13 protein-coding genes and 1 pseudogene are annotated in these 13,824 nt (G+C 41.3%); 11 read left to right on the top strand and 3 right to left on the bottom strand.

Going from position 1 to position 13,824, the window contains the following annotated elements; translation table 11 throughout:
- Nucleotides 1-2 precede the first annotated feature (2 nt).
- Both FA727_RS12360 and FA727_RS12365 read left to right on the top strand, forming a co-directional pair.
- Nucleotides 3-710, top strand: a complete 708-nt coding sequence (locus tag FA727_RS12360; protein ID WP_136831260.1) for a Crp/Fnr family transcriptional regulator — start codon at nucleotides 3-5, stop codon at nucleotides 708-710.
- An 84-nt stretch (nucleotides 711-794) separates the two neighbouring features.
- Entirely contained in the window at nucleotides 795-1,250 is a 456-nt protein-coding gene (locus FA727_RS12365; RefSeq protein ID WP_136831261.1) for an SRPBCC family protein, read from the top strand.
- Between the two features lie 160 nt (nucleotides 1,251-1,410).
- Here the strand turns inward: FA727_RS12365 and bshB2 are convergent, their stop codons facing one another.
- The 3 genes from bshB2 to pdxK form a co-directional block, all read right to left on the bottom strand.
- On the bottom strand, nucleotides 1,411-2,082 hold the full coding sequence (gene bshB2, locus FA727_RS12370; RefSeq protein ID WP_136831262.1) for a bacillithiol biosynthesis deacetylase BshB2: 672 nt from the start codon (nucleotides 2,080-2,082) through the stop codon (nucleotides 1,411-1,413).
- Between the two features lie 22 nt (nucleotides 2,083-2,104).
- Nucleotides 2,105-2,452, bottom strand: coding sequence for a YojF family protein (locus FA727_RS12375; RefSeq protein ID WP_136831263.1), 348 nt, complete (start codon nucleotides 2,450-2,452; stop codon nucleotides 2,105-2,107).
- 124 nt (nucleotides 2,453-2,576) lie between these two features.
- Nucleotides 2,577-3,395 (bottom strand): pyridoxine/pyridoxal/pyridoxamine kinase, encoded by an 819-nt coding sequence (gene pdxK / locus FA727_RS12380; RefSeq protein WP_136831264.1) that lies wholly within the window; start codon nucleotides 3,393-3,395, stop codon nucleotides 2,577-2,579.
- 345 nt (nucleotides 3,396-3,740) lie between these two features.
- Between pdxK and fdhD the strand changes: the two genes are divergently transcribed.
- From fdhD to FA727_RS12420, 9 genes and pseudogenes are all read left to right on the top strand, one after another.
- Nucleotides 3,741-4,505 (top strand): formate dehydrogenase accessory sulfurtransferase FdhD, encoded by a 765-nt coding sequence (gene fdhD / locus FA727_RS12385; RefSeq protein ID WP_136831265.1) that lies wholly within the window; start codon nucleotides 3,741-3,743, stop codon nucleotides 4,503-4,505.
- Between the two features lie 77 nt (nucleotides 4,506-4,582).
- A complete protein-coding gene (locus FA727_RS25480; protein WP_206663838.1) occupies nucleotides 4,583-5,155 on the top strand; it encodes a twin-arginine translocation signal domain-containing protein in 573 nt (190 codons plus the stop codon).
- A gap of 12 nt (nucleotides 5,156-5,167) precedes the next feature.
- Nucleotides 5,168-7,567, top strand: a pseudogene (gene fdnG, locus FA727_RS12390) (formate dehydrogenase-N subunit alpha); the annotation flags it as partial.
- Between the two features lie 2 nt (nucleotides 7,568-7,569).
- Entirely contained in the window at nucleotides 7,570-8,388 is an 819-nt protein-coding gene (locus FA727_RS12395; RefSeq protein WP_136831266.1) for a 4Fe-4S dicluster domain-containing protein, read from the top strand.
- Complete coding sequence (locus tag FA727_RS12400; RefSeq protein ID WP_136831267.1) at nucleotides 8,381-9,073, top strand: formate dehydrogenase subunit gamma; 693 nt, start codon at nucleotides 8,381-8,383, stop codon at nucleotides 9,071-9,073. Before FA727_RS12395 ends, FA727_RS12400 begins: the two co-directional genes overlap by 8 nt.
- A 102-nt stretch (nucleotides 9,074-9,175) precedes the next feature.
- Nucleotides 9,176-9,973, top strand: coding sequence for a formate dehydrogenase accessory protein FdhE (locus tag FA727_RS12405; RefSeq protein WP_136831268.1), 798 nt, complete (start codon nucleotides 9,176-9,178; stop codon nucleotides 9,971-9,973).
- Nucleotides 9,974-9,995: 22 nt separating this feature from the next.
- On the top strand, nucleotides 9,996-10,598 hold the full coding sequence (gene mobA / locus FA727_RS12410; protein ID WP_136831269.1) for a molybdenum cofactor guanylyltransferase: 603 nt from the start codon (nucleotides 9,996-9,998) through the stop codon (nucleotides 10,596-10,598).
- Between the two features lies 1 nt (nucleotide 10,599).
- A complete protein-coding gene (locus tag FA727_RS12415) occupies nucleotides 10,600-11,826 on the top strand; it encodes a molybdopterin molybdotransferase MoeA (RefSeq protein ID WP_136831270.1) in 1,227 nt (408 codons plus the stop codon).
- A 14-nt stretch (nucleotides 11,827-11,840) separates the two neighbouring features.
- Nucleotides 11,841-13,751, top strand: coding sequence for a molybdopterin biosynthesis protein (locus tag FA727_RS12420; protein ID WP_136831271.1), 1,911 nt, complete (start codon nucleotides 11,841-11,843; stop codon nucleotides 13,749-13,751).
- The last annotated feature ends 73 nt before the right edge of the window (nucleotides 13,752-13,824 follow it).

Below are 13,824 nucleotides of genomic sequence, written 5' to 3' on the forward strand. Positions count from 1 at the left end.
CAATGGAATGTAAGGGTAATATTCATGAGTTTTTAAGCAAAATAGAAGTCTTTAAAGAATTGCCTGTACAGTCTTTGCAGCTTATTGACAAGCGAATTAGAAAGGTCCCTTTTAATAAGGGAGAAAAAATAATGTCTGAGTTTGAAATCGCTCGGGGCGTATTCTTTGTTCATTCAGGAATAGTGAAGCTGACAAAACAAGATGATCAAGGAAATGAACTAATCGTTTGTATGAAAAATAAGGGAGATATTTTTGCTGAGGCCTGTTTGTTCAATTACGGAGAATCCACCTACCCTGCAACAGGAACGATGGTAAAGGAAGGCGAAGTGTATTTTCTAAAAACGGATGATTTGGAACAAGAGATTTCATTAAATCCCGAATTGGCTGTTCAAATGATCCGTTATATGAGTACATCCCTTCGTGATATGACGACGATTATGAGGGATATTGCCCTCCTAGATGTCTATACGAAAACGGTGAGAACGATTGAGAGATTAGCAGAAAAGTTTGGGGCCAATCACTGCAATCAAATGTATATTGAGATTCCGTTAACTGTACATGAATTTTCTACCTTAATCGGCACCACAAGAGAAAGCGTAAGCCGTGTATTTTCCAAGCTTCGCAAGGATGGCCTAATCGATATTAAAGGAAAGCAGATCATTATTACCGACTGGTGCAAATTTTGCTCGGTCTATCAGAAGAAAATCTAGTGAAAATACCTCGTTTATGTCTTGACTTGAGGAGCGGATCTTTGAGACGATTTCCTTATATTCTAGTTGAGATGAGGTACGTGCATGGCAGACTTTCAATCAAGCATTATCATTCATAAGCCTGTAAAAGAGGTATTTGACTATCTATTAACCTTAGAAAATATCCCAGAGATTATGCCGAATGTGGTGAGATTAGAGAAATTGTCAGAAGGATCGATTGGCAAAGGAACGAAGCTACTCGAAACAAGAAGCATCCGTGGCAGAGAAGCGAAAGCAGAAATTGAAATTACGGAATTTGAGCCTAATCGAAATTATACTACGAAAAGTGTTGCAGGTAACATTACGATTATCTATAAATACTTTTTGGATGAAATTGAAGAAGGAACGCAGGTACGATTTGAAGCGAATGTGGTGATCAAAGGATTGTTTAGCTTCTTCTCAAGACGTGCGCTCGTGAAAATTCTCGAGCAAGAAGACGGCTATTTGCTGCAATATTTGAAGGAAGAGCTTGAAAAGAGAGAGACAGTTACCCAAATTTGATTGTTTGGGTAACTGCCTCTTGTTTTGCTTTGCTGGTGCGCTTATGAAGACACTAATTCTTGTAATCGCGTAAACAATGTCCGCATGAACGCGTCATGAAGACACTACCCCCCGAAATCCTACAAACTTGTCTTCACAAATCCCCTACCCTATCTCTTTCTTAATTCTCTATCTCATAACTCCAAAAACGTTCATTCTCTAGCCAAGCGAGCATGTCTGGATCCTTTTGCTTCAGCTTTTCTTCTACATTAGCAACCATTAGCTGAGTTTGGGATTTGTGTGCTTTCAGCGCTGCAATTTTTTGCGGCATAACTGCGCTGATATTATGGACAATATCCGGCTCCCCTAGTTCATCTATACAATTTTTCGCAAAAGCGACTAGGTTTAACTTCGGTCTTTCCTGCTTCGGCATTCGCTTCACAGCTTCAACCACTGCAGCTCCTGTTGCATCATGGTCCGGATGGACTGAATAGCCTGGATAAAAACTGATAATAAGGGATGGCTTTACTTCCTCAATAATCGCTCCCATATGCTGAATTAATTTTTCCGGATCCTCAAACTCAACCGTTTTATCACGGTATCCTAACATTCTTAAGTCCTGAATCCCGATTGCATTTGCAGCATCCTGGAGCTCCTGTTTACGAATTTTAGGAAGACTTTCGCGGTTACAGAAAGGAGGATTTCCCATGTTTCGTCCCATTTCCCCTAATGTCAGACATGCATATGTAACAGGAGTCCCATTTTTGACATGGCTGGCAATCGTCCCAGATACACCAAATGCTTCATCATCAGGATGGGGGAAAACTACTAATAATTGACGTTCTTTTTCCATCTGTATTCTTCTCCTTCCTTTCTTACTCAAACGGGGTTGTGCCAATTTCTAAGGCTACTGCGAGTTTTCCTTGAAAATCATGTCCTGCTAAAAGCAGTCTCCCCTTCTCATCAACTTCATAATGGGTAATTCCTTCTGCGTATACCCAGCCGATATCCATTTTTAGCCCTACGCGAAAAGGATTCGGGCCAGTAATTTTCCCATGTTCATATTGAATTTTGGCATTACGAATATAGGCACCCGATGAAAAAAACGATTCATCATTGTGCGTTGCGTATGCTCCATTTGTTGTCTCAAGATGAATAAATACGTCTTGTTTCGCTAGTCGATCTAGCTCTTTTTGTACGGACTCAATCTTTGCGGGTTCCAATGTAGAATGCCTCCTTTTAAAACGTTCTTTAGTAGTTTCATTCTACTAAAGTTAAGATGAAAAATGAAATAGTTGGCTCCATAAATGAAAAAAACAGAGCCTATATGGGCTCTGTCTCACAATATTACTTCACTTTCGCACCAAATCTACGATAAGCTCCGTGCATTGTTGGACCTACATATTCATTCAGCTTGAAGCCATGGCGGATGGCTGCAGTGATAAAATCTTTCGCTACTTCAATAGCTTCTAGAACAGTCTTCCTTTTCGCAAGCTCTGCAGTGATCGCTGCAGAATAAGAGCAACCTGCCCCATGAATATAAGGAGTATCAATTTTTTCGCTCTCATAAAGCTTGTACTCTTGACCATCAAATAATAAATCAACAGCTTTTTCATAATCAAGCTTGGAGCCACCTTTAATAAGAACGTATTTTGCTCCAAGGGCATGAATTTTCGCAGCTGCTTCCTTCATATCGTCGATCGTTTTGATAGGAGCTGTTCCAGCAAGCTGAGAAGCTTCAAATAAGTTAGGTGTCACAATTAATGCTCTTGGGACTAAAACATCGCGTAAGGCATTTGCGTTTTCAGGGTTCAGTACTTCGTCTTCCCCTTTACATACCATAACCGGATCAATAACGACATTTTTAACTTGATACTCATCAATATATTTTGCAATTCTATCGATTACTTCTACAGTCGCAAGCATCCCTGTTTTCAATGCATCTATATTCACAGAAAAAACTGTTTCTAATTGTGCTTCAAAAGATTCAATGGAAAGTGGAAAAACGCTGTGACGCCAGTTGTTTTTCGGATCCATAGTAGCAATGACATTGATTGCTGACATCCCAAATACATCAAGCTCTTGAAAAGTTTTAAGATCAGCTTGAATTCCAGCGCCTCCGCTTGTATCAGAACCTGCAATCGTTAATGCTTTTTTCAATGACATAATCGTTGTCCCCTTATTGATGAATTTTCTTTCCATTTTAGCGTAAAAAAGCTTGATAGTAAAATAGCAGTTCTTAAATTGGAGCCCTTCACTCTTCCGTCAATTTCGAACATTTTGTGAAGACGCAGCTTTGTCACATCTCAATAGTAAAAAAGGACCGATCGTGGATTAAGATTTGGATGTAGGGATGTTTCCACTATGTTTGTGTGACAAAAGTTACAGATACATAGCGAGATAAACTTTATGATTTTGAAGTAAAACCTCCTAGAGGTTTGCAAATGTGACATTTATCGCAGAATTTAGATCATCTATTTTTTTAAAATAAAACAAGTGGGTGAACAACTTATGAACAAAAAAGGCTGCCCAGAAGAATATCCGATCACGCTTATCGTAAACGATTTTGAGGTAGCGGTTTTTCAATTAACGAAGCATGACTTAGAGGATTGGGTCTACGGATACCTCTACTCAGAAGGCATGATTGAAAAAGCTACTGATATTGAAGCCGTTCGCATAAATAACGAGTCCGGAATCATCGATGTGACATTATCGAGTGCATTCGACACGGAATTAATGTTTTCAAAAAAGAAGCATTACACTGCTGGCTGTGGTAGAGGCGTTACCTTCTTCTCGATGACAGACGTGAAAACGTTTAACAAGGTTGAAGCAGGGAAAACCTATCAGCTTAGTTATCTATTAAAAATGCGTAGGGAGTTTGCCAAAAACTCAGTTCTATACCTGGAAACAGGCGGAATGCATGGAGCTTGCATTGTGACAGAAGACGGAGAAATCACGGTTCGAGAAGATATCGGGCGCCATAACGCAGTGGATAAGGTAATTGGTCATTGTGTTCGAAATGAGTTAGATTCTACGACACTTCTCCTACTGACAACAGGAAGAGTATCTTATGAAATGCTTTCAAAAGCCGCGAAGTTTGGCTTCGCTGTTATTGGTTCGCGAACTGCGGCCACAAAACAAGCCATCCAACTTGCCAAATATTTAAATATTGAAGTGGTTGGTTATTTAAGAGGGAAAATGGCTATTCAATACACGTCGTTTGGCAGAGTTCATAACGACCTCGAAGAAAGAGTTCTGGGGGCAAATCTTTCTTAAGCAGGGGGCTTAGGGAGGATTTTCTATAAATTATTTCTATTCATCAAAAAAATAAAAACAACGGAGGGGGAAGAGCTATGGAAATGAATGTTACAAGAAGACAGTTTCTGAAATTGTCTGGTGCAGTGGCAGCTACTTTAGCGATTGTCGAACTTGGCTTCGATGATAAGTCTGCAAAAGCAAAGTCAGGCGAATTCAAGATTGCTACGCTTAAACCGACACCAACGATCTGTCCTTATTGTTCAGTAGGATGTGGAATCCTCGTATATGCAAACGAGAATGATGTTGTTTATACAGAGGGTGATCCGGATCATCCAATCAATGAAGGAACATTATGTAGTAAAGGAACAACAGTACGTCAGGTATATACATCAGAGAAACGTATAACAAAACCAATGTACCGTGCCCCAGGAAGCAGTAAGTGGGAAGAAGTAGATTGGGATTTCGCATTTGAAAAAGTTGTGAAAAATATTAAAGAAACACGCGACAAATCCTTCATTCATCAGGAAGGTGGAGTGACAGTCAATCGTACAGACGCTATCGCTTACTTAGGTGGAGCTGCACTAGATAATGAAGAATGTCACTTAAATCACAAGTTATTCCGTGCTGGACTAGGGTTATCTTATATCGAGCACCAGGCCCGAATATGACACAGTTCAACGGTTGCCGGTCTGGCACCTTCATTCGGTCGTGGAGCAATGACAAATCACTGGAACGATCTTCAGTATGCTGATGCCTTAATGGTTATTGGGGCAAACCCAGCTGAAAATCATCCAATCAGCTTTAGATGGATTTCAAAAGCAATTGAAAAGGGTGGAAAATTAATTTCGGTTGACCCTCGTTATACAAGAACATCACAAATGGCTAATATGTACGCTCAGCTTCGCTCTGGGACAGATATTGCCTTTATTGGTGGAATGATCAATTACGCATTAGAAAATAATCAGTATCACAATGAGTATGTTGCGAACTACACAAATGCTTCATGGATTGTGGAAGATTCCTATTCCTTTGAAGATGGAATGTTCAGTGGCTACGATGAAAAAACAAGAACTTATGATAAGAAAAAATGGGCATTCAAAGCAGATGCAGAAGGAAATACCCTTAAGGATCCTACTTTACAGCATCCAAATTGCGTCTTCCAACTAATGAAGAAGCACTATTCTCGTTATGATGCAGATACGGTTTGTGGTGTGACAGGAACCGATAAAAAAATGTATATCGAAATCTGTAAAACATTTGGTGCAACTGGTCAAACAGGCAAAGCGGGTACGATTTTATATGCAATGGGTGGAACACAGCATACAGTCGGTACGCAAAATATCCGTGCCTATGCAATCCTACAGCTCATTCTTGGAAATATCGGAATCGCTGGTGGTGGGGTTAACGCCCTACGTGGAGAGTCCAACGTTCAAGGTTCAACTGACTTTGGTCTTCTATATCACAACGTTCCAGGATACATGGATGTTCCAACGACAGCCGAAGGCGATTTAACTTACGAAGGTTTCTTAACGAGAATTACACCAAAAGCTGGTTATAAGATCAATCATCCGAAGTTTTTCACAAGCATGTTGAAATCTTTCTATGGTGATAATGCGACAAAGGATAATGAATTTGGCTATCATTACATGCCAAAAATTCAAGCCGGCAAAAACTATTCCTTCATGCGAATCTTTGATGCCATGTATCGTAAGGAAATTGAAGGTATGATCTTGTACGGTTCAAATCCAGTTGTTGGAGGACCGAACAGCTTTAAAGAGCAAGCAGCGATGGGCAATCTGAAGTGGATGGTAGCTATCGATCTATTTGAAACAGAAACTTCAACCTTCTGGCAAAGAGAAGCTGGTGCCGATCCGGCATCGATTCAAACAGAAGTTATCTTCTTACCAGCATGTGGTTCATTTGAGAAGGAAGGTACTGTGACAAACTCTGGACGCTGGATGCAATATCGTTGGCAGGCAATTAAGCCAAAAGGCGAATCCCGTGCAGACTTAGAAATTACCCATATGCTAGCGCGGCGTTTGCAAGAGCTTTATAAAAATGAATCATCTCCTGCTGCAAAGCAAATGCAGGCTCTCTATTGGAACTACGGCGAACACGATCACCCAGATATTGATTTGGTTAGCCGTGATATTAACGGATATGATTGGAAGACAAAAAAGCAGGTTAAATCTTTTGGTGACCTCAAAGATGATGGTTCAACAACAGCTGGCTGCTGGATCTATACTGGATTCTATCCAGAGAATGATAATCTATCAAAACGCCGTGACAATAAAGATACCGGCATGAGTAATTTCTTGAATTGGTCTTTTGCTTGGCCAGCTAACCGCCGTGTTCTTTACAATCGTGCAAGTGCTGACTTAAATGGTAAGGCATGGAGTAAAGAACGCGTAGGAATTGAGTGGGATGGCTTAAAAGGTCAATGGGTAGGAAATGACGTTCCTGACTTTGTGAAGGATAAAGGACCACAGGACCCAACGTTTGCAGATCCATTTATCATGCAAGTTGGCGGTAAAGGATATTTATTCTCATCAGGGTTAAACGAAGGACCATTCCCAGAACATTATGAGCCTTACGAAAACCCAATGAGCAATTCCTTCTCAAGTGTTCAATTTAACCCTGCTGTTCAATTCGGTGAGAAAGAAATGAACGCGAAGGGTGAATCGGATAAGTATCCAATCGTGGCAACGACATATCGTCTGTCAGAGCATTGGCAGTCTGGGGTCATGACGAGAAACGTTCCATGGCTAGCAGAGCTTGTGAATAACATGTTCATTGAAATCAGTGAAGAATTGGCAAAAGAAAAAGGCATTAAGGAAAAGGATAAAGTGGTCGTTTCAACCGCACGTGGAGAAATCGAAGCCTATGCCATGATTACGAAGCGCTTTAAGCCATATAAGTTAAAAGATAAAACGGTTCATCACATCGGTATGCCGTGGCATTTCGGATATAAAGGAATTGCGACAGGTGCTACAGCGAACCGCTTAACACCACATATCGGTGATGCTAATTCAACAATACCAGAATATAAAGCATTCCTATGCGACGTAAGGAGGGCGTAAAGATGGCAGATTATATTAAATTTGTAGACGTAACGAAATGTGATGGCTGTCGTGCCTGTATGGTCGCATGTAAAAACTGGAATGACCTTCCGACGGCAACGGAAGAATACTCTGGTTCCATCCAGTCTCATGCGAAGGTGAATGCACATACTTGGAATGTCATTACCTATAATGAGCATGAAACGACAAGTGGAAATTTCGAGTGGTTATTTAGACATCAATCTTGTTTGCACTGTGTAGAGGCTGCTTGTGAAAAGGCTTGTCCAGAAGATGCAATCAGTCATACAAAGTTTGGCTCTGTTGTTATCGATGCTGACAAATGTGTGGGCTGCGGCTACTGTGCACAAAACTGTACGTTTGATGTAGTAGAACTAGCAACTTACAAAGATAAGCACGGTAAGGAATACCGCAAGGCGCAAAAATGTACCCTTTGTACAGACCGTCTTGAGGAAGGCTTACAGCCAGCTTGCGTTACAGCTTGTCATACAGAGTGCTTAGTATATGACGAAAAGAATAAAGTTTTAGCAGAAGCGGAAGTACGTTTAGCAAAAATCAAAGAACGCTTCCCGAATGCGAATATCTATAACCCACAGGGAATCAAGGGTACAGCAACTGTTTACCTTCTTGCAGAAAAGCCATCCGTTTATGGGCTTCCTGAAAATCCTAAGGTTCCTCTATCTCAAGTGGTGTGGAAGGATTATGCTCAACCACTTGGAAAAGCCATGTTCGGTGTTACGACGATGGCAGTAGTAGGTTCGGTTATCGCTCATGCAATCAATAAGGATAAAGGGAACCATGAAGGGGGCCAGGATCATGAGTAATCATAGGGAGAAAAATCAGGGGAATCAAAAAATGGTCAAACGTTTTAATCTCGGTTTTATCATTTCCCACTGGGTAAATGCTGGTGCATTCTTTGTCCTATATATCTCTGCTTTACCAATGTATACAGAGTTTTTTGATTGGCTCTATGTGATTTTTGGAGGACCAGCAGGTGCACGCTTAGTGCATCGCGTGGCAGCAGTTTTCTTCATGCTCCCACTACCAATCTTAGTTCTGTTTGACCGCCAAGGATTAAGAACATGGACCAAGAACATTTTTTCTTGGAAGATACATGATATTAAATTTTTTCCAGAGTTTGCAAAAGAGTTTTTCGGTCTTAAAGCAAAGACACCTAAGCAGGATTTCTTTAATGCAGGTGAAAAAATTAACTCGTGGCTCATGATTGTCACTGCCATCATGTTGATTTGTTCGGGTATTGTAATGTGGCTTCCACAATTCTTCCCACATGGTTTGATTATGTGGGCATATCCGATTCATAACATTGGACTGGGACTCTCTGCAGCCGTAGCGATAGCTCATATCTATATGTCTATCAAGCTTGCAGCTCCATCTCTACACGGAATTTTCAAAGGAGATGTGACGGAAGAATATGCAGAAGACCATCATGGTCGCTGGTACGATGAGTTAAAAGAAGAAGAAAAGAAGAATCCTAAAAAACACGCCTAATTCTTTATAAATTGAAAACTATTATAGAAAGTGCTACCCAAGCTTATTTTGGGTAGCCTTTCCTCTAAAGTCGGGTTACTCATAATCTACGAGGTGATAAAAATGAACGTGACGAATAAAGAATACCAGCTTTTAGAAGAAAAGATTCAAACACTCAGTGAGCAATGGACAAATCTCCTTGAACAGGAAACGGTAACGATTCTAGAACAAAGATCCACACTGAAAGCTTTTCCAGCATTTTCACAATTACAGCTTCAAATTGATATTGAGCAATACCGAAGCTTTATTTTGGAACTGTTTTCCTTACTTAAGGAGTACCAGTCAGACTTAGATGAGGCTTTAGAGCGTTTAGAAATGGAAATAACGGATGAAGTTTTGGTACAGTGGATAAAAGAAGCAATTGCAGTGAATGATGTGTATTTTGAAAGCTTCGCTGAAAAACATCGTGTGGCAGAATGGATTCCTTTCTTTGTTGCGGAACATCCGTTAAGACCGTTTTTACAAAAGGCTGCTGCAGAAATGACAGAGGAGTTGCACAAAGCGGAAGCACAAGGCTGTTGTCCTGCATGTGGCGAAGCACCTAGAGTTGCGATCATCAACAAAAAAGGCAAGAAAGAAATCACATGTCCTCGCTGTCATTATGCATGGGAAGTGAAGAAAATCTCTTGTGCTCATTGTGGTTCTGAGGAAGCTGGAAAAATCGAAATCTTGCGTGTTGAAAAGGATGATAGTTCCGAAATTCATGTTTGCCATGATTGCCAAGGCTACACGAAGGTCATTGATGTTCGCAAATTTATTCAAGTAGAAGCCATTTCAATGCTTGATCTGAAAACGATTCATTTAGACATTATTGCTCAAGAAAATGGATTTGGATTAGTTGAGGTCAAAGAAGTACATTAACACGTCATCTGGTGGTGAAGACATGGAAGCAACCGGTATTATTTTAGCAGGTGGAAAATCGAGTCGGATGGGCGTAAACAAAGCCCTTCTGGAAATCAACGGGAAAACGGTGATTGAAACGATCTGTGATGAACTCGATTCGATAGTTAACAACATAATTATTGTTACTAACTCATTTGAAGACTATCAATTTTTAGGTCGTAAAATGGTGAAGGATGAGTGGAAAGAAATGGGACCACTTGCTGGAATCCATGCAGGACTAAGCGCATCTGAAACAGAACGAAACTTAATCGTTGCTTGTGATATGCCGTTTATCTCTGTAGAGCTAGGGAACATTTTACTTGAACAATTATCGGCCTATGATGCCGTTGTCCCAGAAATTTCAGGTCAGCTTCATCCTCTTTTTGCCGCCTATCAAAAAGACGTGAAAAAAGAAGTTGAGAATGCGCTCGAACAGAACAAATTAAGGATCAGAGGGATATTCCAAAATCTTCATGTTAAGAGGTTGAATGAGGCAGAACTAAAGAATTTAGATTACAACATCGATGAAGCTGATATTTTTAATATGAATCATCCCAATGAATACGAGCAGGCAAAAGCAATAAAAAGTAAAGGTCGCGATTGATATGAAATTTTTTCAGGTTAAATCAGTAGAGGAAACATTTCAATTGATTCAAGAAATGGTCACGCCGATCAAGGAGACCATGACCTTGCCTTTATTTGATGCACTTCATTTCGTTTTAGCTGAAGATATTATCGTACGAGAAAACGTACCGAATTTTCGTCGTTCGTCCGTTGATGGGTATGCTGTGAATGCAAAGGACACATTCGGTTCCTCTGAAACGATGCCAGGATTCCTGACCGTTACTGGGGAAGTCAAAATGGGCAAGGAGCCACCGAAAGCAGTTGGAAGTGGAGAAGCTATGTATGTGCCGACAGGTGGCATGTTACCGGCTGGCAGTGATGCGATGATTATGATTGAGCACTGCGAAGATATTAGCGGACTCTTGAATGTCTATCGTCAGACTGCACCTGGAGAAAATGTCATCTCGATCGGGGAGGACATGCAGGAAGGAACAGTTTTGCTAACGAAGGGAACGAAGCTTCGTTCGCAGGAAATTGGTGCTCTAGCATCCCAAGGGATTCTCGAGGTACTCGTATGGAAGAAGCCTATCATTGGCTATCTATCCTCTGGCGATGAGATTGTTCCAATGGAATCGAAGGACTTACAGATTGGTGAGGTCCGCGATATTAATGCGGCTACAATCGGCAGTTTGGTGAAGCAATGGGGCTTCGAGTTCATCTATGGTGGCATCGTTAAGGACAGCCGTGAAGAGCTTGAGCGCAGAACCAAGGAGATGCTGGAAAAGACAGATTGCTTAATCCTTTCGGGAGGCAGCTCCGTTGGGACAAAGGATTATTCCGTTGAAGTGATCGAATCTCTTGGAGAACCAGGCGTTTATGTTCACGGAGTCTCGATTAAACCAGGAAAGCCAACGATTTTAGCTCAGGCGAAGAATAAACCGGTTATTGGCTTGCCAGGTCATCCAGCGTCAGCAATGATTATTTTTCATTTATTCGGCAAAGCGGTCGTTGATCGATTGCAAGGTATGACTGCAAACCACGCCAAGCTGACATTTGCCAAGGTAACGAAAAATATTCCTTCAGCTCCTGGACGAACAGACTATATTCGGGTACGACTTTTTGAAGAAAATCATGAATGGTATGCAGAGCCTATTTTAGGGAAATCGGGTCTGATCTCCACTCTTGTAAAAAGTGAAGGCATGATCGAAATTTCTTATGAAAGTGAAGGCGTTCATAAGGGAGAACAAGTGCCTGTTACATTATTGTAGGTGAGGTGTGAGCGATGAAAAAATATAAACGTAAAATATACCTACAGGATAAGCCTCGAAAAGTGGCCGTAGAGGAGATTCTTTCCCATTTTAACCCGAAAAGGGAAGTCGAATGGATGGATAGTCATGAGACACTAGGAAGAATCACAGCAGAACCGATATTTGCTGTCAATTCCATGCCCCATTATCATGCATCCGCTATGGACGGGATTGCCGTGAGAGCAGAGGATACGTATTTAGCTCACGAACAAAATCCTATTCAGCTAAAACGAAATGAAGATTTTATATATGTAGACACGGGAAATGCGATTCCTTCCCCTTTTAATGCTGTGATCATGATTGAAAATGTCGATGAGATCTCGGATGATGTCGTCGAGATCATTGAACCGACTTCACCGTGGGCACATATTCGCCCCATTGGAGAGGACATTGTTCAGGAGGAAATGCTTTTTCCACAAGAACATAAAATCAGACCTGTTGATATTGGTGTGCTGCTTGCTTCTCAAACAACAAAAGTTCCGGTGTGGAAAAAACCATTGGTAACGGTCATTCCTACAGGAAATGAATTAGTTTTACCAAATGAGCCAGCAGCTTCAGGAAAGCTGATTGAATTTAACGGAACCGTTATTTCCAATTTCATCACGAAATGGGGCGGAAAACCACTGCTACATTCGATTGTGAGGGACAACCCTGAGGAAATTAAGTTGGCATTGTTGGAAGCGGTAGCGACTTCTGATATAGTCGTGATAAATGCTGGTTCTTCTGCTGGCTCAAAGGATTACACGGTTCATTTAATTGGTGAACTTGGCGAGGTGTTCACCCATGGTGTCGCCACAAGGCCAGGAAAACCGGTCGTTTTAGGAAAAATAAACGACACCATCGTTGTTGGAATTCCAGGTTACCCAGTTTCAGCGTATTTAGCGTTAGAATGGTTTGTGAGACCGCTCGTTTGTGCATATTTAGGTATATCTGAACCGAAAAGACAGACATTAACGGTAAAGCTTGGACGTCGCATTGTATCGACGATGGGGGCAGAGGACTATGTCCGCATGACAATCGGTCGTGTGGATGGTGAATATGTTGCCAATCCATTAACAAGGGCAGCTGGTGTAACGATGTCTTTGGTGAAGGCAGACGGAATGTTAATCGTTCCTCCTGACCAGCTGGGCTATGAGCAGGGCGAAGAAGTTCAAATCGAATTGCTAAGGCCAGTTGAAGAGATTAATACAGCGATTGTTTTTAACGGCAGCCACGATTTAACGATCGATATTTTATCGTCTCATCTAAGAGCGGAGTCTACAAATGCTAAAATAATTTCTTCTCATGTCGGCAGCATGGCAGGCATAATGGCGATTCGAAAAGGCGAAGCGCATATTGCAGGCATTCATCTATTGGATCCTGAAACAAAGGAGTATAATCGATCCTATGTAGAGCGATTTTTAGCCGATCAGGAAGTAGTTCTTTTTCCATTTTTAAAAAGAAAGCAAGGCTGGCTGTTGCCAAAAGGGAACCCAATGGACATTCAAGGCGTCGTTGATATCGTGGAAAAAGGTGCCATGTACGTAAATCGGCAAAAAGGTGCAGGAACAAGAATCTTATTTGATTTATTATTAAAAGAGAATGGAATTGAATTTGAGCAAGTCATTGGCTACGATCGCGAGATGTTTTCCCATTTAAGTGTCGCAGCAGAGGTAAAAGGAAGTCCGAAAGCGGTTGGGTTAGGTATTTTTCCCGCAGCGAGAGCGATGGGACTTGATTTTCTACCTGTTTCCGATGAGGAATATGACTTGTTGATGACAAAATCCTTCTATGACAGTGAGGCTGGGCAGCAACTGATTCAGATTATCCAGTCAGATGCCTTCCGTACAAGGGTGGAAGCCATTGGTGGCTATGCTGTTGTAGCGGGAGAACCGATCTTTTTTTAAAAGAGCGCTTTTCGCAAACAGTGTTCCATTTGGATAATAATTGGGTGAACTGACACCTATATTTTCCTGTCAA

The sequence above is a fragment of the Robertmurraya kyonggiensis genome, assembly GCF_005116465.1.
Classification (GTDB): domain Bacteria; phylum Bacillota; class Bacilli; order Bacillales; family Cytobacillaceae; genus Robertmurraya; species Robertmurraya kyonggiensis.